Source organism: Myxococcales bacterium, from assembly GCA_016717005.1.
In the GTDB taxonomy this organism is placed as follows: domain Bacteria; phylum Myxococcota_A; class Polyangia; order Haliangiales; family Haliangiaceae; genus UBA2376.
Genome location: JADJUF010000037.1, coordinates 625,035 through 646,006, shown reverse-complemented (window position 1 = coordinate 646,006; position 20,972 = coordinate 625,035). Strand labels below are relative to the sequence as shown.

Annotated in this window: 22 protein-coding genes and 1 pseudogene; 10 read left to right on the top strand and 13 right to left on the bottom strand. The window is 74.5% G+C overall.

All coding sequences use genetic code 11. The annotated features are described in order from the left end of the window. Nucleotides 1-43 precede the first annotated feature (43 nt). Together IPL61_26410 and IPL61_26405 are read right to left on the bottom strand one after the other, a co-directional pair. Nucleotides 44-541 (bottom strand): hemerythrin domain-containing protein, encoded by a 498-nt coding sequence (locus tag IPL61_26410; protein MBK9034756.1) that lies wholly within the window; start codon nt 539-541, stop codon nt 44-46. A 19-nt stretch (nt 542-560) separates the two neighbouring features. Continuing rightward, the gene (locus IPL61_26405) at nt 561-866 is read right to left on the bottom strand and encodes a hypothetical protein (protein MBK9034755.1); all 306 of its coding nucleotides are present in this window, start codon (nt 864-866) and stop codon (nt 561-563) included. Nucleotides 867-985: 119 nt separating this feature from the next. Here IPL61_26405 and IPL61_26400 point away from each other — a divergent pair, with 119 nt between their 5' ends. Further along, on the top strand, nt 986-1,282 hold the full coding sequence (locus tag IPL61_26400) for a hypothetical protein (protein ID MBK9034754.1): 297 nt from the start codon (nt 986-988) through the stop codon (nt 1,280-1,282). Between the two features lie 38 nt (nt 1,283-1,320). Beyond that, on the top strand, nt 1,321-2,259 hold the full coding sequence (locus IPL61_26395) for a class I SAM-dependent methyltransferase (GenBank protein ID MBK9034753.1): 939 nt from the start codon (nt 1,321-1,323) through the stop codon (nt 2,257-2,259). On the opposite strand, the gene IPL61_26390 is transcribed toward IPL61_26395, so the two are convergent. Continuing rightward, nucleotides 2,260-2,901, bottom strand: coding sequence for an OmpA family protein (locus IPL61_26390; GenBank protein MBK9034752.1), 642 nt, complete (start codon nt 2,899-2,901; stop codon nt 2,260-2,262). 62 nt (nt 2,902-2,963) lie between these two features. Between IPL61_26390 and upp the strand changes: the two are divergent. Beyond that, a pseudogene (gene upp, locus IPL61_26385) lies at nt 2,964-3,566 on the top strand (uracil phosphoribosyltransferase). Here upp and IPL61_26380 read toward each other — a convergent pair. Continuing rightward, a complete protein-coding gene (locus IPL61_26380) occupies nt 3,542-3,733 on the bottom strand; it encodes a hypothetical protein (GenBank protein MBK9034751.1) in 192 nt (63 codons plus the stop codon). The pseudogene upp and the gene IPL61_26380 sit on opposite strands and share 25 nt — an antisense overlap. A gap of 324 nt (nt 3,734-4,057) precedes the next feature. Next, complete coding sequence (locus IPL61_26375; GenBank protein MBK9034750.1) at nt 4,058-4,654, bottom strand: hypothetical protein; 597 nt, start codon at nt 4,652-4,654, stop codon at nt 4,058-4,060. A 368-nt stretch (nt 4,655-5,022) separates the two neighbouring features. Here IPL61_26375 and IPL61_26370 point away from each other — a divergent pair, with 368 nt between their 5' ends. Beyond that, nucleotides 5,023-6,642, top strand: coding sequence for a hypothetical protein (locus tag IPL61_26370; GenBank protein ID MBK9034749.1), 1,620 nt, complete (start codon nt 5,023-5,025; stop codon nt 6,640-6,642). Continuing rightward, nucleotides 6,642-6,908, top strand: coding sequence for a glutaredoxin 3 (grxC, locus tag IPL61_26365; GenBank protein MBK9034748.1), 267 nt, complete (start codon nt 6,642-6,644; stop codon nt 6,906-6,908). The genes IPL61_26370 and grxC overlap by 1 nt, the downstream gene beginning before the upstream one ends. Nucleotides 6,909-7,122: 214 nt before the next feature. Here grxC and IPL61_26360 read toward each other — a convergent pair whose 3' ends face one another. Genes IPL61_26360 through IPL61_26350 form a run of 3 tightly spaced genes read right to left on the bottom strand, consistent with a single transcriptional unit; the run spans nt 7,123 to nt 10,601 of the window. Continuing rightward, nucleotides 7,123-8,670, bottom strand: coding sequence for a cysteine--tRNA ligase (locus IPL61_26360; protein MBK9034747.1), 1,548 nt, complete (start codon nt 8,668-8,670; stop codon nt 7,123-7,125). Between the two features lie 48 nt (nt 8,671-8,718). Beyond that, nucleotides 8,719-9,435 (bottom strand): hypothetical protein, encoded by a 717-nt coding sequence (locus IPL61_26355; GenBank protein ID MBK9034746.1) that lies wholly within the window; start codon nt 9,433-9,435, stop codon nt 8,719-8,721. A gap of 32 nt (nt 9,436-9,467) precedes the next feature. Then, nucleotides 9,468-10,601, bottom strand: coding sequence for a hypothetical protein (locus IPL61_26350; GenBank protein ID MBK9034745.1), 1,134 nt, complete (start codon nt 10,599-10,601; stop codon nt 9,468-9,470). A gap of 94 nt (nt 10,602-10,695) precedes the next feature. Here IPL61_26350 and xseA point away from each other — a divergent pair, with 94 nt between their 5' ends. Genes xseA through IPL61_26335 form a run of 3 tightly spaced genes read left to right on the top strand, consistent with a single transcriptional unit; the run spans nt 10,696 to nt 13,917 of the window. After that, nucleotides 10,696-12,054, top strand: a complete 1,359-nt coding sequence (xseA, locus tag IPL61_26345) for an exodeoxyribonuclease VII large subunit (GenBank protein MBK9034744.1) — start codon at nt 10,696-10,698, stop codon at nt 12,052-12,054. A gap of 31 nt (nt 12,055-12,085) precedes the next feature. Next, nucleotides 12,086-13,114 carry a hypothetical protein gene (locus IPL61_26340; protein ID MBK9034743.1) on the top strand — a complete coding sequence of 343 codons (1,029 nt, stop codon included), beginning with the start codon at nt 12,086-12,088 and terminating at the stop codon, nt 13,112-13,114. Further along, nucleotides 13,111-13,917, top strand: coding sequence for a shikimate dehydrogenase (locus tag IPL61_26335; protein MBK9034742.1), 807 nt, complete (start codon nt 13,111-13,113; stop codon nt 13,915-13,917). Before IPL61_26340 ends, IPL61_26335 begins: the two co-directional genes overlap by 4 nt. On the opposite strand, the gene IPL61_26330 is transcribed toward IPL61_26335, so the two are convergent. After that, nucleotides 13,903-14,529: a hypothetical protein gene (locus IPL61_26330; GenBank protein ID MBK9034741.1), complete on the bottom strand. Its 627-nt coding sequence runs from the start codon at nt 14,527-14,529 to the stop codon at nt 13,903-13,905. The genes IPL61_26335 and IPL61_26330 overlap by 15 nt on opposite strands. A 155-nt stretch (nt 14,530-14,684) precedes the next feature. Between IPL61_26330 and IPL61_26325 the strand changes: the two genes are divergently transcribed. Continuing rightward, on the top strand, nt 14,685-15,386 hold the full coding sequence (locus tag IPL61_26325) for a hypothetical protein (protein MBK9034740.1): 702 nt from the start codon (nt 14,685-14,687) through the stop codon (nt 15,384-15,386). Between the two features lie 151 nt (nt 15,387-15,537). Continuing rightward, a complete protein-coding gene (locus tag IPL61_26320) occupies nt 15,538-16,047 on the top strand; it encodes an EF-hand domain-containing protein (protein MBK9034739.1) in 510 nt (169 codons plus the stop codon). 290 nt (nt 16,048-16,337) lie between these two features. Here IPL61_26320 and IPL61_26315 read toward each other — a convergent pair whose 3' ends face one another. From IPL61_26315 to IPL61_26300, 4 genes are all read right to left on the bottom strand, one after another. Beyond that, nucleotides 16,338-16,946 (bottom strand): hypothetical protein, encoded by a 609-nt coding sequence (locus IPL61_26315; protein MBK9034738.1) that lies wholly within the window; start codon nt 16,944-16,946, stop codon nt 16,338-16,340. 36 nt (nt 16,947-16,982) lie between these two features. Next, on the bottom strand, nt 16,983-18,452 hold the full coding sequence (ftsZ, locus tag IPL61_26310; protein MBK9034737.1) for a cell division protein FtsZ: 1,470 nt from the start codon (nt 18,450-18,452) through the stop codon (nt 16,983-16,985). A 181-nt stretch (nt 18,453-18,633) separates the two neighbouring features. After that, nucleotides 18,634-19,869, bottom strand: a complete 1,236-nt coding sequence (ftsA, locus tag IPL61_26305) for a cell division protein FtsA (GenBank protein ID MBK9034736.1) — start codon at nt 19,867-19,869, stop codon at nt 18,634-18,636. A gap of 7 nt (nt 19,870-19,876) precedes the next feature. After that, complete coding sequence (locus tag IPL61_26300; GenBank protein MBK9034735.1) at nt 19,877-20,749, bottom strand: FtsQ-type POTRA domain-containing protein; 873 nt, start codon at nt 20,747-20,749, stop codon at nt 19,877-19,879. Nucleotides 20,750-20,972 lie beyond the last annotated feature (223 nt).

Below are 20,972 nucleotides of genomic sequence, written 5' to 3'. Positions count from 1 at the left end.
TCGCACGTCCGCGTCTCGCGACGGCATTCAAACCGGTCGGTGTCTAGCCGCGGCGCGCGGCCTGCGCGCGGGTCAGGTTCTCGACGATCGCCGGCGCCAGCGTGCGCGCGGCCAGCGGGAACAGCGCGCGCTCCTCGGCGAGGATGTGGGCCCGCTGCATCTCGACGAATCGGCGGACCAGGTCGGCGACCGTGCCGATCCGCGCCGGCGCGCCCGGCTGGAGCGCGGCCCGCAGCTCGGCGAGCGTGCCGTCGTTGAGCTGGTGCTGGCACTCGAACGCCGGGATCATCTGGGTGAAGGCCGGCAGCGACCGGAGCTGGGGGAACAAGAGCTGCTCCTCGTCGGCCTGATGGCGCGCGGCCGGACCGTCGAAGTACGCGAGCGCGGTCGCGAGCGTCGCGAGCGCGGCCGCCTCCCCGGGGACCGCGTCCAGCTGGTCGGCGGCGCGCCCGAGCTCGACGACGCAGGCCTCGAGGTCGTGGTGATCGCGCAGCAGCTGGGCGAAGAAGTCCGGGACGGGCGCGCTCGGGTCGTTGGTCACGGTGCCATGGTAGGCGCGATCAGTCGTCGCGATCGCCGTCGACGATCGTGATGCGCGGGCTGTCGTCGACCGCGACCTCGTCGCGATCGCGATCATCGTCGGCATCGGCCCGCGGCGGCGGCGCCTTGAACCGGACGACCGCGCTGGTCGGCTTCTTGCGGGCCGGGCGCTTGCGGGCGGCGGGCGCCGCGCGCTTCTTCTTGGGCGCGACCGTCGTGGTCGTCGTCTTCTTCTTCGGCTTCCACAGCTGGGCCGAGGCCGACCCGGCCGAGCCCAGCCCGATGGCGGCGGCGACGAACGCGGCGAGCAGGTTGCGAGCGGTCACCGGTCGAGCGTGCCACAGCTCACGGCCCGGCGTCGGTCAAAATCGCCCGCGGGGTGATCCGGATCGCGACCGTGCGCGCGGGCGATGGGCGCGGGCACTGGCGCCGCTAGGATCTGCTGATGGCTCGACTGATCAGCGCGCTCGCGATCGTGCTCCTGGGTGCCTGCGCCGACGACAGCCATCCGGCGTGTGCCGCGTGCGGGCCCGACCAGATCTGTGTCCAGAAGTTCGACGGTACCTGCGGCACGTTCCAGGTCGAGTGCCAGGACAAGAACCCCGCCTGCGCTGGGGCCACGTGTAGCCCCGCGTGCGACTTCTGGCAGTGCGGCGGCGGCGCCGACGCGGGCGTGCTCACCTGCTCGGCTCCGTCGTGCGGCACCGAGATCCAGGGCGCCCTGCACTGCTACGGTCCCTGACCTTTGACGGTCCCGCGACCACGGCGTAGCGTCGGCGGATGAGCGGCCCGGCCGACGCTCCCGACCTCGCGGCGGCGCCGCTGGTCGAGATCATCGAGCACGTCGAGCGCGCGCGCGCGGCCGGCGCCGACGAGATCTGGCTGCAGGTGCTCGATCCCGATCGCGGCCGTGGCCGCTACGCCGGCGAGGACGTCGACGGGGCGCGCCACCGTCCGCTGCGGGTCTGGGTCGAGCTGGCCGATCGCCTGGGCCTGCGGCTGCGGACGCCGGTGGCGCTCGGCGGCGGCCGGGTGGCGATCGGCTTCGAGCCGCTGGCGCCCGCGGCGCCCGACGCACCAGCGGCGCCGGTGGCCGAGCGGTACGGCGCGGCCTCGACGTTCGCGCGCATCCGCAAGGCCGAGGAGCCGGGCTTCGTGCTCGACCTCGCCGAGGCGCTGGCCCGGGCGCGCCTGCCGCCGCGGCCGCGGATCCTCGAGCTGGGCATCAACACCGGGGACGCGATCGCGCTGATCGCGCGCCTGCGGCCGGAGCTCGCGCCGGCGGTGGTCGGCGTCGATCACAGCGCCAGCGCGCTGGCGATCGCGCGCGCGCGCCTCGCCGACCTCGACGTCGACCTGACCGCGCTCGAGCTCGACCTCGCCGACCTGCCGGCCCACGCCCTCGGGCGCTTCGATCTGGTCCTGGCGATCGGCACGCTCCAGAGCCCGGGCGTCGACGATCGCGCGCTCCTGCGCCACGTCGTCCAGGCGTGCCTGACGCCGACCGGCGCGGTCATCGTCGGCGTGCCCAACTGCCGCTACCGCGACGGCGAGCTCTGCCACGGCGCGCGCATGCGCAACTTCCGTCAGCCCGAGCTGGGCCTGGTGATCAAGGACGTCGCGTTCTATCGCAAGTACCTGCAGCAGCACGAACGCGAGGTGTTCGTGACCGGGCACCACTACCTGTTCGTCACCGGCGCCGCCCGCGCCGGCGCGTGATCACTGGCAGGGATCGCCGGCGACCTGGCCGCCGCCGTCGACGGGCATGCCGCCGATCGCGCGACCGCGCAGGGCGGCTGGGGCGATCACCATGCGGCGGTTGGCGGCGCGGCCTTCGGCCGTGCGGTTGTCGGCGACCGGCTTGTTCTCGCCGAACCCGACCGGGAGCAGCCGCGCGCAGGCGACGCCGCGGGCCACCAGCGCGCGGGCGGTCGCCAGGGCCCGGGCCTCGGACAGGCGCTGGTTGGCCTCGCCCATGCCCATCGCGTCGGTGTGGCCCTCGATCCGGACCAGCGTGAGGTCGGGCTTGGCGGCGAGGAGCTCGGCCAGCGCGGTCAGCGGCGAGGCGCTGGCGTCGGCGAGCTCGGCGCCGCCGGCCAGGAACAGGATCGGCTGCGACAGCACGATCGCGCCGTCGGCGATCGCCGCGGTGGCGGGCTCGGTCGGCACCGGCGGCTGGGTCGGCGGCCGCGGCTCGGGCTCGTCGGGCTCGTCGGGCTCGTCGGGCTCGGCGGGCTCGGTCGGCTCGGTCGGCTCGGTCGGCTCGAGCGCCAGCGGCGCGCTCGGGGGCGGCGGCGCGTGCGCGGCGGGGCCGCAGGCGGCCGCGAGGACCAGGAGCGGGAGCCGGCGCAGGTGCTTCACCCGTCGACCATACGCCGGGACCACGCGGCTCGGCGCGCGCGAGATGCGGTAACGTCCCGGGTATGGCAGGCCAGGTCACCGTCATCGGACATCCGCTGGTGCAGCACAAGCTGACGCTCATGCGCGTCAAGGACACCAGCACCAAGACCTTCCGCACGCTCTTGCGCGAGATCAGCGTGCTGCTCGGCTACGAGGTCTGTCGCGATCTGCCGCTGTCGATGGTCGAGATCGAGACCCCGATCGCGCCGATGCTGGCGCCCAAGCTCGACGGCAAGAAGATCGTGCTGGTGTCGATCCTGCGGGCGGGCACCGGCATCCTCGACGGCATGCTCGAGATCTTGCCGAGCGCGCGGGTCGGCCACATCGGCCTGTACCGGGATCCCAAGACCCTCGGCGCGGTCGAGTACTACTTCAAGGTCCCGAGCGAGATGCAGGACCGCGACTGCATCGTCGTCGATCCGATGCTCGCCACGGGCAACAGCGCGGTGGCCGCGGTCGAGCGCCTGAAGGCCGCGAAGCCACGCTCGATCAAGTTCGTGTGCCTGCTGACCTGCCCCGAGGGCATCCGCACCCTGCACACCCACCACCCCGACGTGCCGATCTTCACCGCGTCGATCGACGAGCGCCTCAACGAGAAGGGCTACATCGTGCCCGGCCTCGGCGACGGCCGAAAAAAAAAAAAAAAAAAAAAAAAAAAAAAAAAAAAAAAAAACCGGCCCGCCATGTTCGGCGCCCCAAGTCGCGCCAGAGCCCGCGCGCACGCGCGCGACCGTCCGCACCCAAAAAAAAAGCCGGATGTTCGGCGCCAGGTCGCGCCTGCCCGCGCGACCATCGCGCGGCCCACGCAACCGCTCGCTCCGCCAGCGCAAGAAGGCCCCCCCCCCCCCCCCCCCCCCCCCCCCCCCCCCCCCCCCCCCCCCCCCCCCCCCCCCCCCCCCCCCCCCCCCCCCCCCCCCCCCCCCCCCCCCCCCCCCCCCCCCCCCCCCCCCCCCCCCCCCCCCCCCCCCCCCCCCCCCCCCCCCCCCCCCCCCCCCCCCCCCCCCCCCCCCCCCCCCCCCCCCCCCCCCCCCACCACGCGGCAGGCGCGCGACGGGTCTCGGCCCCCGTCCGTAGGAACGTCCGGACCTCCGCACCACGCACCGGGTGCAGAGAAACTTCAGACCGCGATGCCGGCCGCGCGCACTTCTTCGGCGCGGCGGCGGAGCATCACCTCGACGACGGTCGAGGCCTTCTTGAGCTTGTCGTCGATGACCTTCTCGTCGACCGGGTAGTCGGTCCGGAACCCGAGGCCGTCCTCGAACAGCTCCTCGCGGGCGTCGTCGTTGTCCAGGTAGACCGGGACCTTCTTGCCCTTGTAGCTCTGGTTGCGCAGCCCCTCGACCTTGCCCTCGAGCCAGCCCATCAGGTCGCCCATGTGCTCGCGACAGACCTTGAGGTCGTCGTCGAGCCCATCGAACAGCTCGGTGAAGCGGTCGCGGAAGGCCTCACCGTCTTCGCCGCCGCCGCTGACCACCACCTGCAGCGCCAGGCGCAGCAGCACGGCGTCGTCGGAGAAGCTCGCCACCACCTCGTTGCGGTCCGCCACGAAGTCGTTGGGCGAGACGACGTACATGATCGCGCCCACCGCGATCTCGCGGGACGACCTCGGCAGGTTCTCGTCGTCCATCGCCTCGTACGCGATCTTGAGGTCGTGGGGGAGGGAAACCAGCCAGGTCTTGAACAGCTCGACGAATCGAGCTTCCGGAGTCGACACGGACGTACTCTCTTGCAGAGGCCCCCAGGGGGAGCCGGGTGAACAGACAGGGCACGACGCCCCGCCCCTAAGTACCAACCGCACCTGGAAAAGACAACCCCTTCGATAGGATGCCGAAATCGTGGCGGCCCGTCCGCCGCGGCGGCGCGAGCGTCGCGGGGCCCGAGGGCGCTGCCGCCCTGGGCGTGTGGTGGCGGCGGGGCCCGAGGGCGCTGCCGCCCTGGGCGTGTGGTGGCGGCGGGGCCCGAGGGCGCTGCCGCCCTGGGCGTGTGGCGGCGGCGGGCCCCGAGGGCTACCCACGCCGGCTCGATCGCGCGCCCACGAGTGATCCGCCGCTCACCGGTGCGTGGTAGGTTCGAGAACTCCTCGTGGCTGCCAAGCGCTCGCCCATCCTTGGCTACAACCACAATGTCCGCTTCCGCGGCATCGTGTTTCATATCCAGACCGAGGACTCGGGGATCGTCAACCCGCACGTCTTCACGCACCTGTTCCACGGGGGCGTGATCATCTCGACGCGCAAGCTGGTCTACGACCCGGGCTCCAACGACGACGCGGTCAAGTCCCTCATGCAGGCCCAGCACAAGGCCGTCATGAAGGATCTTCGCAAGGGGACGTTCGACGAGAAGATCGACTCCTATCTTGCTGGAACTCCAGGGCTTGTCCCGCGCGAGCAGGACGCCTCGGCGCCCGTCGAGGTCGTGGCCGAGGCGCCGCTGGTCGAGGATGGGAGCACCGCCGACGGCTCGCTCGACGGACCCTCGATCGAGCTGATGGACCCGCTCGGCGCCGCCGGCGGCTCGATCGACGGACCGCCGATCGAGCTGATCGACCCGCTCGGCGCCGCCGACGGCTCGGTCGACGGACCGCCGATCGAGCTGATGGACCCGCTCGGCGCTACCCACTCGCCGTACGACGACGTGCCGCTGCCGGCGCTCGACCTCGACGACCCGTCATCGCCGTCGATCGAGCTGCTCCCAGCCTCGGACGAGCTGAGCGGGCCGGTGATCGAGCTCATCCCGGCGGGGCGCGCGTCGACCGCCACCGGGCTCGAGCTCGACGGGATCCCCAATGCCGCGGGTATCGACGCCACGATCCCGATGCAGATCCTGCCCGACATCCCGTCGCCGCGGGCGCCCACGCTCGAGGCCGCCGCCGCGCCGCCTGCCCCCCGCCCGCCGATCGTGGTCGAGCCGCGGCCCGGGGCGTCGACGCCGCCGCCGGTCCGGGTCGCGTTCACCTCGGCCGAGGTCGCGCGGGCGCCCACCGAGCAGGTCAGCCCGCAGCTCGCCGCCGCGGCGGACCTCGACGCCGGCGGCGCGGCGAGCGCGCGCAACGACGTGTCGGCGGCGATGCGGGCGATCCAGGTCACCGACGAGGAGCTGACCGCCGCCGGGCTCGCCGAGGTCCCCGAGGTCGCCGAGGTCCACTCACCTGCGCCGCCGTCGGCGCCGACCCCGCCCGGCGCCAGCCCCGAGCGGGCCGGCTCGTACCACCTCGGGCGCAAGACCGGCATGGTCGAGGTCGCGCGGCCGCCGATCCCGCGTCCGTCCTCGGCGCCGCCCGTGCGTCCCCCGGCGCGTCCGCCGGCCACGCCGCCGCCGCTGCCGCGGGCCCTGCCGTCGGCCGCGGCGCGCGCGACGCCGACCGGATCGCGCGTGCCGACCCCGTCGCGGGCGGTGCCATCGGTCCCGCGCGCGCCGACGCCGCGGCCGTCTCCGCCCCGGCCCCCGACCCCGACCGCCAGCGCGATCCCGCGCTCCTCGAACCCGCCCGGCTCGGGCCCGGCCGCCCGCGGTCGTCCCCCCAGCGGCGGCGTCGTGGTGTCGCGGCCCGCGGTGATCGTCGGCGGCAAGGGCGCGCCCACCTCGGCGCCGGCCAAGGTCCGCCGCGCGCGCGAGGCCGAGGGCTTCGGCGGCGATCTCATCTCGGAGCGCAGCCTCGACGAGGTCATCCTGGCGTACCTGTCCGAGGACGCGGCCGACGACTGATGGCGACCGTGGTCATCTATACCCGGGCGATGTGCCCGTTCTGCTGGCGGGCGACCAAGCTCCTCGACAAGAAGGGCGTCGCCTACGAGGAGCGCGACTGCACCGGCGACAACGCCACCCGCGCGTGGCTGGTCGAGGCCACCGGCCAGAACACCGTGCCGCAGGTGTTCATCAACGATCGCCCGGTCGGCGGCTACGACGACATCGCCGCGCTCGACCGCCGCGGCGAGCTCGATCGCCTGCTGGCCGAGCCAGCGCCGGGCTGAGTTCCAGGGAGGCCTGTCGTCAGGCCCCTCGTCGGGGCAAGCGGCGACGAGCCGCCCCTCCACGACCTCCACGACGCGCGACTCCGGGCGCGTGGACCCGTGCTCGACCGAGCAACGTACGAGCGCTGAGCAGTTCCAGCGGGCCGCGAGCCTCCGAGCCCCGCGCCTCCGCGACCGAGCCGCCCGTCGCGGAGCTCTGCGCCCGCGCGAACCGCTACGAGCTCTGTCCCTCGGTCGGCCCGGTCTCGATCGCCGACTCGCTCACGCGCCAGTCGCTGCCCGCGGGCGTGTCGAGGATCTCGACCCCGAGCGCGATCAGCTCGCCGCGGACCGCGTCGGCCCGGGTGAAGTCCTTGGCCGCGCGGGCCTCGGTGCGGGCGGTCAGGAGCGCCTCGACCGCGGCGGCGTCGAGGCCGCGGGCGCGGACCAGGCGCGCGCGGCGCCCGTGGGCGTAGCGGACCGGATCGTCGGCGAGCACGCCCAGCGCCCAGCCGACCGCGCGCAGGTCGCGCCCGAGCCGCGCCAGCGACCGCCGCCGCACGGCCTTGTCGACGCCCTTGGCGACGTCGAGCAGGCGGTTGGCGACCCGGGCCGCCTCGCCCAGCGCCGCGACCACGATCGGCGCGTTGAAGTCGTCGGCCAGGGCCTCGCGGGCCTCGGCCGCCAGGCGCTCGGCCTCGGGGATGACCGCGCCGTCGCCGCCGTCGCCGCCGGCGGCGACGAAGTCGTCGATCCGGCGCAGCGTGTTGTAGAAGTAGTCGAGGCGACGGTCGGCGGCCTCGAGCGCGGGGAAGCGCGGCTCGATGATCTTGTTGTCGGCGTCGCGCTTGCCCTCGATCTCGAAGTCGATCGGCGAGCGGTAGTGGTGCGAGACGAAGTAGAAGCGCAGCGCCTCGGGGCCGACCGCGGCCGCGATCTCGGTGCAGCCGAGCACGTTGCCGAGCGACTTCGACATCTTCGTGCCGTCGAAGTTGAGGAAGCCGTTGTGCATCCAGTGGTGGGCGAAGGTGTCGTCGCCGTGCGCGCCCTGCGACTGCGCGATCTCGTTCTCGTGGTGCGGGAACACCAGATCCTTGCCGCCGGCGTGGATGTCGAAGGTCGGGCCCAGGTGGCTCGCGCTCATCGCCGAGCACTCGATGTGCCAGCCGGGGCGGCCCGCGCCCCAGGGCGACGGCCACGACGGCTCGCCGGGCTTGGCGGCCTTCCACAGCGCGAAGTCGAACGGGCTGCGCTTGCGCTCGTCGACGGCGACCCGGCTGCCGGCCTGGAGATCGTCGAGGGACTGGCCGCTGAGCCGCCCGTAGGACGGGAACGTCGCGACCTCGAAGTAGACGTCGCCGTCGACGACGTAGGCCTTGCCGCGCTCGACCAGGCGCGCGGTGATCGCGACGATCTCGTCGATGTGCGTCGACACCCGCGGCTCGACGTCGGGCGGCAGCACGCCGAACATGCGCATGTCGGCGTTGTAGAGGTCGGCGAAGCGGTTGGCCCACGCCAGCCAGTCGTCGCCGGCCGCGGCCGAGGCGGTGAAGATCTTGTCCTCGACGTCGGTGATGTTGCGGACGAACCGCACCTGGTACCCGAGGAAGATGAACCCGCGGCGGATCAGATCGAAGCAGATCGCCGAGTAGGCGTGGCCGATGTGGGCCGGCGCGTACGGGGTCGGCCCGCACAGGTACATGCCGACACGATCGGGCTCGATCGGGGTGAAGGCGACCTTCTGCAGGCGGAGGGAGTCGTAGAGTCGAACCGGCGTGGCCAAAGTCCGGCGGTTGTAACACGGCGCGTCGGAGGGACCGCGCCGCGTGCGCTACCGCACGCACACCGCCGCGACGATCGGGGCGGTCGGCACGGTCCGGTACCAGCCGTTGACCCGCTCGCCGCCGTTGCCGGTGCAGTTGCCGGCCTGGGCCACCTGCAGGACGACGTCGTGGCGACCGGGCGTCGTCGGCATCGTGATCTGCTGGGCCACCCGGGTCTGGCGCTGGGTCTGGCTCTGGGTCGGGTTGCCGAAGTCGAAGCACTGGAACCGGGCGCCGGCGGCCCAGCCGACCTCGATCTGATCGTTGCACCCGGTGCAGGCGTCGTTGCTGTCGCGCATCGCGACCGAGTCGCCGAACAGGAGCTGGGCGCCGGGGCTGACCTCGATGACGTTGCCGTCGAACCCGAACGACCACGCCTCCATGGTGGCGTTGAGGTCGCCGCCGGTCGAGGTCGGCAGGTTGATCGACGGCGCCGTCGGCCCGCAGTCCCAGGCGTCGCACGCGTCGGGCGTGCCGTCGGCGTCGCGGTCCTGGCGATCGTCCTGCCCCGGGCACCGATCGCCGATGTTGCAGACGGTGTCGCCGTCGTCGTCGGGGCAGGGCCCTGGTGCGTCGATCGAGAGCGGGTCGGGGGCGTCGAGCTCGGCGCGGGCGTCGGGGCCGGTGGGCGCGTCGTCGTCGCCGCTGGTCCCGCGCGCGCTCGGATCGAACGCGCAGCCCGCGACGAGCGCTAGCGCCAGCGCTCCGATGCCAGGGCCCCGCATGGCCGAAATGTAGCGGCGGTCGGGCGCGACGGTCAACGCGCGACAGCCGAGCGATCGAAGAACTCGCGGCGCACCGCGCGCACAAGCGCCCACAGCGCGAGCAGCCCGATCAGCGCCAGCCCGCCATAGATCGGCTGCAGGTACCAGTAATCGCCGGGGCGCTCGTCGGCGAGGATGATCCACGCGCCGGCGGGGATCGTGCGCGGCGCCCACACGCCGGCCACGTCGATCGCCGACCACGGCACCAGCTCGCCGCCGGGGCCGGTCACGCCGGCCTCGCTGGCGGCGAACGTCGCCCAGGGCCCGCGGACGTTGATCGTCGACACCTCGGCGCGCGCGCCCCAGAGCTGCGCGCCGTCGAGCGCGGCCTGGACCGAGGCGACCGCGTCGGGACGCTGGACCCGCCAGCGCACCAGATCGGGGGTGGCGCTGATCGGCGCCTGGCCGGCGGTGATCAGCCCGGCGGCGGTCAGCGCCGCGTCCCAGTCGGGGATCGCGTAGCCCGGGCTGAGCGCGGCCACGACCACGGCGGTGCCGGGGTCCGCGATCGCCAGGTCGATCTCGTCGGTGCCGGTCACCGCCAGCGTGGCGCCGTCGAGCAGCGTCACCTGGGTCGCGTTGGCGGCCTTGGCGCGGCGCAGCTCGGCGCCGGTGATGAACCGCGGCGTCGGGAACGTGCGCAGCGCCTGGGCCAGCGGTCCGGCGTAGCGGACGTCGTCGAGCTTGCGCAGGCGGCCGCTGACCTGATCGTCGTGCTGGTACGGGTGATCGAAGCTGTCGCCGGGCAGCGCCAGCCACAGGCGATCGCCGGCGCCGCGCGCGGCGGCGAGGCGCGAGCCCGAGTTGCCCTTGGACGCGCGCAGGCGGATGGCGCCGACGCGGTCGGGCGTGGCCTCGAGCGTGACGTACGAGTTGGCGGGGACCTTGCCGTCGACGATGCTGGCGACGGTGACGGCGCGCGGCGTGCCGCGCTCGCGGGCGTAGGCGAAGTCGTGGCGCAGGCGCACGAACAGCGCGACGCACAGGATGATGACGCCGGCCGCGGACACCAGGCCGATCTGGGGGACGCCGCGGCCCAGGCGGATGAGGTCGGGGTCGATCTCGTCGGGCCCGATGGGGGCGCCGGGCTCGCGGGTCACGTCGTCGGGCATGGCCAGGGCGTGCATGGTATCCGCTACTCCGACACCACGCCAGGGAGCCGGGTTGCAACGAACCGGCCCGGCGGTTGCGCCGCCGGGCGCCGGTTGGCTACCGTGGGGCGTGTCCACGGGTCAGAGCGGCGCGCCCGACGGGCCCAAGCCGGCCAGCCGCGAGCGCCCGCTGCGGGTGGTCGACGTGGTCCGCTGGGCCAACGCCGCGGTCGAGCGCTATGGCCTCTTGTGGGTCGAGGGCGAGGTCGGCGAACTCAAGCGCCCGTCGAGCGGCCACGTCTACTTCGCGCTCAAGGACCGCACGTCGCAGATGCCGGCGGTGATGTGGCGCACGACGGCCCAGCGGCTGCGGTTCGCGTTCGAGGCCGGCATGGTCGTGCGCGTGCGCGGCAAGCTGGGCGTGTTCGATCGCGACGGCCGCCTGCAGCTCTACGTCGACTACGCTGAGCCGGCCGGGGCCGGGGCCGAGGCGGCGGCGCTCGAGGAGCTCAAGCGCAAGCTCGCGGCCGAGGGCCTGTTCGCCGACAGCCGCAAGCGGGCGCTGCCGACGGTGCCGCGGCGGATCGGGGTGGTCACGTCGAAGTCGGGCGCGGCGCTGCGCGACATCGTGCGCACGATCCAGCGCCGGTTCCCGCCGGCGCAGATCGTCGTCGCCGACTGCGTGGTCCAGGGCGCGAGCGCGCCGGCGCAGATCGTGGCCGCGCTGCGGATGATCGACGCGGCCGCGGTCGACGTGGTGATCGTCGGGCGCGGCGGCGGCGCGACCAGCGACCTCGCGGCGTTCAACGACGAGCGGGTCGTGCGCGCGGTCGCGGCGTGCCGGGTGCCGGTCGTCAGCGCGGTCGGGCACGAGGTCGACATCACGCTGTGCGACCTGGCGGCCGACCGGCGCGCGTCGACGCCGACCGCGGCCGGCGAGCTGGTGGCCCCGGTCCAGCACGAGCTGCGCGCGGCGCTGGTGCTCGAGCAGCGGCGGCTGCGGCGCGAGCTGGGGCTGTACCTGCGCGCGGCCCGGCAGGAGCTCGACGATCGGATCGGCGGCGCCCGCGGCGCGCTGACCGCCCGGCTCGGGGCCCACGGCACGGCGCTGCGCCGGCTCGAGGTGCGGCTGCTCGCGGCCCACCCCCGCGCGCAGGTGGCGGCGCGCCGGGCGGCGCTGACGGCGCTCGAGCGGCGGCTGCCGAGCCCGCGGCCCCGGCTGGCGCTGGGCCGGCGCAACCTCGACGCCGCCCGGGCCCGGCTCGACGCGGCCCTGGCGCGCGGCCTCGAGCGGCGGCGCTCGGCGTTCGGGCAGCTGGTCGCGCGCCTCGACGCGCTGTCGCCGCTGCGCGTCCTCGAGCGCGGCTACGCCCTGGCCACCCGCGACGGCCACGTGGTCACCGACGCCGCCGCGCTGGCGCCGGGCGATCCGATCGAGCTGCGCTTCGCCCGCGGGCGCGCGCGCGGCCGCATCACCGACGTCGAGTGAACCGCGGGCAGATCTGGTAGGGTCACCGCCGATGCCCGAACGCTCGCGGCGTGCGCCGAGTCAGCCCGGTCGGGTGCGGCGCGCGCCGTCGCGGGCCGGCACCGCGGCGATCGAGGAGGATCAGGTCATCGAGGTCGCGCCGCTGGCGCCGATGCCGAGCGCGCGCGTGGCGATCCACGAGGCCTCGACCGAGGCGGTCGCGCAGGTGCGCGCGGCGGTGATCGCGCAGGGCTTCGCGGTCGCGTACGCCGCGGTCGGCCTGGCGGCGATCGGCGAGATCAACCGGCGCCTGGCCAGCGACGCGATGCCCGACGTGGTCGTCGTCGGCCTGCCCGCGGGCACGGCGATCCTCGACGCGGCCCGGGCCCTCGAGCCGCGCCGGCCGGTGCTGATCGCCGCGGTGGCCGGGGTCGGCCAGGCCGCGGCCGAGCGCGCCCACGGCGCCGGCGCCGATCTGGTGGCGGTGCGGCCCCACGACCTCGAGCGGCTGGGCCCGGTGCTGTTCGCGGCCGCCAAGCTCGCCGACGAGCGGCGCCGGGGCGTGGCGGCGCGCGGCAACGAGCTGCGCCTGCGCGAGCGCCTCGATCGCATGGCCCAGGTCGATCCGTCGACCGGCCTGCAGCCGATGGAGTTCTTCCAGCGGGCGCTCGAGCTCGAGCTCAAGCGCGCGCGCCGCTACGGCTACGCGCTGTCGGTGTGCATGGTCCGGCTGCCGCCGCCGGCCCACGCCGATCCGACCGCCGCGGCCGAGCTGCGCGCGCAGGCGGCGGCGGCGCTGTCGGCGGCGGTGCGCGACATCGATCTGCCGGTCGAGATCGGCGGCGATCGCGTGCTGATCCTCTTGCCGTACACCGACGCGATCGGCGCCGCGCTGGTGGCGCGCCGGGTGGTCGCCGCGATCGCGGTGGTGCAGCGGGGCAAGGAGCGCGCGGCGGCGGTGGCCGGCGTGGCCGGCGTGCTCGGCGGCGCGGCGCTGTCGCTCGCGACCCTGATGCGCGCGGCCGCCGCGGCGCTGCGCGAGGCCGAGCGCGGGCCCGCGCCGGTCGTGGTCGCGCCGTGACCCGGCGCCTGGCCGCGGTGCTGGGCTGGCCGATCGAGCACTCGCGCAGCCCGGCCATGCACGACGCGGCGTTCGCCGCGGTCGGCCTCGACGCGGTCATGGTGCCGCTGCCGGTGCGGCCCGAGCGCCTCGCCGACGCGGTCCGCGGGCTAGCCGCGGTCGACGCGCTCGGCGCCAGCGTGACGGTGCCGCACAAGGCCGCGGTGGCGGCGCTGTGCGACGAGCAGACCCCGCTGGCCGTGGCGATCGGCGCGGTCAACTGCCTGGCGTTCGTCGACGGCGAGGTCGTCGGTCACAACACCGACGCCGGCGGCTTCGTCGACGGCCTCCGCGCCGCCGCGGTCCCGCTCGACGCGCGCCCGGCGCTGGTGCTCGGCGCCGGCGGCGCGGCCCGCGCGGTGGTCGCGGGGCTCGCGGCCGCGGGCGTGGCGACGATCGTCGTCGCGCGGCGCCCGGCCGAGGTCGCGTGGACCGCGGCCCGGCCGTGGGCCGAGCTGGCGGCGCTGCTGCCGCGCGCCGGGATCGTCGTCGACTGCACCTCGGCCGGCCTCGACCCCGCCGCCGACGCCGCGCTAGCCGCGAGCGTGCCGCTGGCCGCGGCCGCGGCCGACGCGACCGTCGCGACCTTGGTCTACCACCGCCCGACCGCGCTGCTGCGCGCGGCCGCGGCGCGCGGCCTGGCCACCGTCGACGGCCGCGCGATGCTGCTGCACCAGGCCACGCGCGCGTTCGCGATCTGGACCGGCCACCCGGCGCCGACCGCGATCATGCGCGCGGCGCTCGACGCGTCACTCGGGCGGTAGCGCGCCGGGCCCGGCCGGCGCCGTCGGGGCCGTCGACGTCGGCACCGGCGCGACGATCGCCGTGTCGGAGCCCCAGGCCTCGCGGACCGTCCGACACCGCGACACCGTCGGATCCCACGCGCGCAGCTGATCGGCCAGCGGCCGGTCGACGGTCGCCAGGGCCTTGAGGCTGCCGAACGCCTCGACGCACTTGCCGGCGGCGGCGAGCGTGCGCGCGCGATCGGCGAGCTGCACGGCCATCGGCGAGTGCAAGGCGTTGGCGCTGGCCGGCGGCGCCGGCGGCGGCTTGACCGCGATCGCGGTCGGCTCCGGCCGCTCGGGGTCGGTCACCGGCAGGAGCTGGAGGCCGATCGTCGCGATCAACCCGAGCAGCGACACGCCGCCCCAGAAGTTGCGATCGTCGATGCGGTCGGCCTCGCACTGATCCGACGAGCCGTTGATCGAAGGATCGCAGTGGGCCAGGAAGCGACTGAAGGCGTACCCGGCGGTGACGCCGGTGAACACCGCCCCGCTGATGACCGCCACCTTGCGCTGCTGCCGCGTCACCGCGCAGCCCGACACCAGCGCCGCGACACACGAGGCGGCGATCAGCCGCTGAGAGGTCCGCTTCACCCGCGCAGCCTATCAGCGCGCCCGCGCCGCGCAAGGCGTCGCGTCGGCGCGTGGCGTGCATCACCTCACCTCAGCCGGAGGAGGCCCGCACGATGCGCACTGCCAAGTCTGCGCGTCGACTCGATCGAGTCGGCGCTGGGATCACATTCGCCCTGTTGCTGACATTCACAGGCACCACCCGCGCTGTCGCGGACGCACCACCTGACGCACCGCGCGAGCGTGACCCGAGGTGGGTCGACGATCCCTACGGACCCCACGACACGACCGGCGCGAACCTGCGTCTCGGCAGCGCGGTCGGCCACCTCGTCCACGACGGCAAGTCGTACACCGCGCTCGGCGCCGCGCTGGCGTTCGGCCCGCGGATCGGCCGCTTCACCTTCGAGGGCGACTTCCTCTACCTGAGCCTGACCGAGCCGGGGCCGTCGAACCTGCACTACGGCAGCGTGCAGCGGCTCGGCGCGATGGCCCGGGTCGATCTGGTCCGCCTCGGCTCGCACGTGCTCGGCGCCAACTCGATGCTGGCGCTCTACGGCGAGATCGGCGGCGCCCGCCAGTGGCACCAGTGGAGCCGGCCCGGCGCCCACGACCCCGCGCGCGCGATCCCGGTCGACAGCGCCGCGACGATCGGCGTGGTCGGGTTCGGGATCAACCTCGACCACCGGTTCGAGAAGCCGCTGGGGTTCCCGTCCCGGGTCGGCTGGCAGCTCGGCTGGCAGCTCACGTCGACGCCGACCCGGGCGTCGGATCCGATGGTGATCTGCCGCGGCCCGACGTGCGCCGCGGCGCCGTCGGAGCCGTCGACGATCGGCCGCAACACCGCGCTCCTGGTGACGTCGACGATGGCGTTCACCTGGTAGCGGATGCCGATACCGCACGTGCGCCCCTGCACAATCCGCAGGTCGGCGACCGCGGTCGGCCCGAACCCAAGTCGTGGCGAGCACTTGGCGGCGTCGACGGGGCGGCACAGCGCTTGCTCTATGAGCTGGCGTCCCCCCAAGGAGTACGCAGATGAAGTCACTCACCAAGACCAAGCTCGGCCTCGTGGCCGTCCTCTCCGCCGCGCTCATCGCCGGTGCCACCGGCCTGGCCCTCGCCAACGGGCGCGGCGGCCCCGATCGAGCCGCCAAGCGCGCCGAGATGATGAAGCGCGCCGACACCAACGGCGACGGCAAGATCGACGACGCCGAGCGCGCGGCGATGCGCGCCACGATGCAGGCGCAGCACGAGGCCCAGCGCAAGGCGATGCTGGCCAAGTACGACGCCAACAAGGACGGCAAGCTCGACGACGCCGAGCACACCGCGATCCGCAACGACCGCGCGGCCGAGCGCTTCAAGGCGCTCGACACCAACCACGACGGCGCGCTCAGCCTCGCCGAGTTCCAGGCCGGCCACGCCGCTTTCGGCCCCGGCGGCCCCGGTGGCCACGGGCGCGGCGGCCCCGACGGTCACGGCCCCGGCGGCCCCGGCGGTCCCGGCGGTCACCACGGGCGCGGGCCCGGCCCCGGCGGCGGGCGCTGATCAGAACGAGCGGGTCGCGGTGGTGAGCAGCGCCCGACGATCGCGGCGAACCACGCCACCGCCGCGACCGCGCGCGCGCCGATCACCACGCGCAGCGCCCGAGCCGCCTGACCCGCGGCGAACCACGCAACCGCGGCGGGCGCTGATCAGAACGAGCGGGTCGCGGTGGTGAGCAGCCCGACGATCGCGGCGAACCACGCCACCGCGGCGACCGCGCGCGCGCCGAGCACCACGCGCGGCGCCCGAGCCGCCTGACCCGCGGCGAACCACGCAACCGCGGCGGGCGCTGATCAGAACGAGCGGGTCGCGGTGGTGAGCAGCCCGACGATCGCGGCGAACCACGCCACCGCGGCGACCGCGAGCGCGCCGAGCACGACCAGCGCGACCGGCCCGTCGCGGACCGGCTCGTGCTCGCCGGGGCGCCACGCGCGCACCACCGCGAGCACGCCCAGCCCGAGCACCAGGCCGACCGCGGCCCAGTGCTCCTTGGCGTCGAACCAGCGCGCGATCTTCGCCGCGCGGGTCGGCGCGTCGCCGGCCAGGCGGCGCGCGCGATCCTCGTCGACCGGCCCCGGCACCCGCCCGGCCGCGCGGTCGGCCAGCTCGTCGGCGGCGACCCGGCGCACGGCGTGGTCGTCGATGACCGACGTCGGCCGGGTCAGGTACTCGAGCTTCACCCGCGCCTTGTAGGTCGGGTAGAGCAGCAACCCGACGGCCATCGCCGCGCCGTACAGCGCCAGCGCGATCGTCGCGAACCGGCGCATCGCCGCGGCCCGCGGCGCGCGGCCGCGCCACAGCGGCCACAGCCACACCACCCAGTGCGTCGCCGCCGCCACCGCCGCGGCGCCGAGCACCGCGTGCAGGACGAGCAGCCACCGGGCGGCGGTCAGCGACAGCACGCGCGCACGGTACCCGAAAAAGCGTCGGCCGCCGTGTCACCACGGCGGCCGGTCGATGCGTCGCGAGCGACCGCGGCTCAGCCCGGCTGGCTGGCCGAGTGGCGGCGGATGAACGTCGGCACGTCGAGCTCGTTCTCGACCTCGTCGCCGAGGATGCCCTTGAGGCTCGGGCGCGGCAGGCCGCGCTTGCTGCGCTCGGGCAGGGTCGCGGCCGCGACCACGGCGTCGCTGCTCGACGGGCCCGAGCCCAGCGCGACCCGGACCGACATCTCGGCCTCGGGCACCGGCTCGATCGCGCCCAGCTCCGACAGCGCGCGCTCGACCGGGGTCATCTCGTCGGACCACGACACGTCGACGTCGGCGTCCTCGACCACCATCGCCTGCGACTTGATCTCGCCCGAGACCTTGCGGGCCGGCGGCACCAGCGTCGCCGGGTACTCCTTGGTCGTCACGCTGGCGTGGTCGTAGGGCATCGTCACCTGCTGCGAGGTCCGCGACCGCATCGGCGTCGGCACCGAGGCCTCGGGCGCCGGCGCCACGGTCTTGCCCAGCGCGATCGAAGCCGGTCGCGATGACCGTGATGCGGACCTCCTCGGTCAGGTTCGGATCGATCACCGAGCCGAAGATGATGTTGGCGTCCTCGTGCGCGGCCTTCTGGATCAGGCTCGACGCCTCGTTGACCTCGTGCAGCGTCAGGTCGGGGCCGCCGGTGATGTTGATCAGGATGCCGGTGGCGCCCTCGATCGACACGTCCTCGAGCAGCGGCGAGCTGATCGCCATCTCGGCCGCCTCGGTCGCGCGCTTCTTGCCCGAGCCGACGCCGGCGCCCATCAGCGCGCGGCCCATGTCGTTCATGATCGTGCGCACGTCGGCGAAGTCGACGTTGATCAGGCCGGGGACGGTCATCAGGTCGCTGATGCCCTGGACGGCGTTGAGCAGGATCGAGTCGGCGCGGCGGAAGGCGTCGACCATCGACATCTGGGCGCCGGCGAGGGCCAGGAGCCGGTTGTTCGGGATCACGATCAGCGTGTCGACCGCGGCCTCGAGCCGGCTGATGCCGTCGTCGGCGTTGCGCAGCCGCTTCTTGCCCTCGAAGCCGAACGGCTTGGTCACGACGCCGACGGTCAGCGCGCCGCAGTCGCGCGCGACCTGGGCGATGACCGGCGCCGCGCCGGTGCCGGTGCCGCCGCCCATGCCGGCGGTGACGAAGACCATGTCGGCGCCCGAGATCGCGTCGGCGATCTGCTGGATGCTCTCCTCGGCGGCGCGGCGGCCGACGTCGGGGTTGGCGCCGGCGCCGAGGCCCTTGGTGAGCGCGCCGCCCAGGCCGATCTTGTGCGAGGCCAGGTTGGCCTCGAGCGCCTGCCGGTCGGTGTTGGCGGCCACGAACTCGACGCCGTCGAGGTTGCCCGCGATCATCGTGTTGACGGCGTTGCCGCCGCCACCACCTACACCGATGACCAGGATCTTGGCGTGGTTCACGTCGTCGAATTCGATGAGGGCCATGTGTCGATCTCCCGTTGGTAAGCCCATATGAGAGGGCGGGATCTGTAGGGGCAACTTTTTCGTGGCAGCGGCGCGACGTTTTATTGCGATCCGGATCTCGTCAGCGGATCACGCGGCGCGTGGCCGGGCCCAGGGCCCGGCCGGGGCGTCGCCGGCGACATCGCCGGCGACGATCAGAGAATCAGAACATCTCGGCCAGGCGCGACCACGCGCGCTTGATCAGGCCGCGGTCGCCGGCCTGCTGGGCCTGGGCCCGGGTCTGGAGCGAGCGGCCGTGGCTGGCGCCGTAGACGACGAGGCCGACGCCGGTCGAGTAGGCCGGCGACCGGACCACGTCGACCAGCCCGCCGATCCGCGTCGGCGTCGCGCGGCGCACCGGCAGGCCCAGCACCTGCTCGGCGACCTCGGCGGTGCCCTCGAGGATCGTCGCGCCGCCGGTGAGCACGATGCCCGCGGCCAGGCTGTCGGCGTAGCCCGAGCGCATCAGCTCGCGCTTGACGTGCTCGAAGATCTCCTCGATGCGCGGCTCGATGATCTCGACCAGCGTCGAGCGCGGCAGCACCCGCGGCCCGCGGCCGCCGACCGACGGCACCTCCATCGTGTCGCCGTCGTCGATCATCGAGCGCGAGGCGCAGCCGTACTTGCGCTTGATCTTCTCGGCCGAGTCGAGCGGCGTGCGCAGGACCGTGGCGATGTCGTTGGTGACGTGGCCGCCGCCCAGCGGCAGGACCGCGGTGTGCACGATCGCGCCGTCGGCGAACACCGCGATGTCGCAGGTGCCGCCGCCGATGTCGATCAGCGCGACGCCGAGCTCCTTCTCGTCCTCCTCGAGCACGGCCTGGGCCGAGGCCAGGGGCTCGAGCACGATGTCGGCGACCTGGAGGCCGCAGCGGTTGGCGCACTTGACGACGTTCTGGGCGCTGGTCACCGCGGTCGTGACGATGTGGACCTTGGCCTCGAGCCGGACCCCGGCCATGCCGAGCGGGTCACGGATGCCGTCCTGGTCGTCGATGACGTACTGCTGCGGCAGGACGTGCAGGACCTCGCGGTCCATCGGGATCGCGACCGCCTTGGCGGCCTCGAGGACGCGCGCGATGTCGGCCTCGCGGACCTCCTTGTCCTTGACCGCGACGATGCCGTGGCTGTTGAGCCCGCGCACGTGCGCGCCCGAGATCGCCGCGAACACCGTCGAGATCTGGCAGCCGGCCATGTTCTCGGCCTCGTCGATCGCGGCCCGGATCGCGCTGACCGTCGCGTCGATGTTGACGACGACGCCGCGGCGCAGGCCCTTCGACGGCGCGGTGCCGATGCCGATGATGTCGATGCCGTCGTCGGTCACCTCGCCGGCGATCGCGGCGATCTTGGTGGTGCCGATGTCGAGGCCGACGATGATCTCGGAGGTCTTGTTCTTGGCCATGGTGCTCTCAGGGCTCGCGCGACGCGAGATCGGGGGTCTCGAACGAGACGGTGACGAGATCGGTGCGGGTGTCGTTGTCGACGCGCATGGTCCGGAGGGTCCGGCGCTCGTCGGGCGACAGCGCCGCCCAGACCGCGTCGAAGCGAGCCAGGTGCGCGGTCAGCGCGGTCGGCGACACGGCGCCGATCCGGACCGCGATGGCGTCGTCGTAGGTGTAGATCGTGGCGCCGCTGGCGCCGAGCTTGACCTCGCCGGCCCGGGGCCGATCGGCCTCGCTCCAGGCGGTCAGCACCGCGAGGCCGTCGCGCACGCGCGCGGCCGCCTGGCCCGGCGCCGCCGCGAACAGCTCGCGCGGGATGCCCGAGATGACCGGCAGGTCGCGGGCCTCGCCGGCGCGCAGGTCAGCGCGCTTGAACGGCTGGCCGTCGGCGTCGGCCAGGTACAGGCCGTCGGCGGCGACGACCGCGGCCGGGCGGCGCTCGACCACGTCGATGACGATCGTCCGCGGCAGCCGCCGGCGCACGGTCGCGCGGGCGATCCACGGCTCGGCCGCGAGCGCGGCCTCGGCGTCGCCGGTGTCGACCCGGAAGATGTTGTCGCCGACGCCGAACGGCAGCCGGGCGCGGACGGCGTCCTCGGTGAGCGTGGCCTCGCCGTTGACCTCGACCGCGGCCACCGCGAACCGCGGCGAGGTCGTCAGCCAGCGGTAGCCGTAGCGGCCGGCCTCGGCCACGCCGCCGATCAGCGCCAGCGCCGCCACGGCGGGCGCGACCCGGCGCAGCGCGCGGCCGCACGCGTCGACGACCTCGCGCGGGGCCGGCACACGCTCGCGCAGCGGCGTGCGCGCGCGACGGTTGCCGCGGCCCGGCCGCAACGTCATCCGCGACACCCGCGGGACGCGGGCGTCGTCGACGCGGGCGGGCTCGGCACCCCTCGGCCGGGATCGATCCATGATGAGCGAAATAGGCACGCGCAGATCACGCGGGCAATTTTTCGACCGCGGGCGGGTGCGATTTGCCGTCACTCCGGATCTCTCCGGTGCGGACGTTCAGTGCCCGACGGTCTTGACGCCCGCGCGCGGCGCGCTCACGCGCGATGGCGGC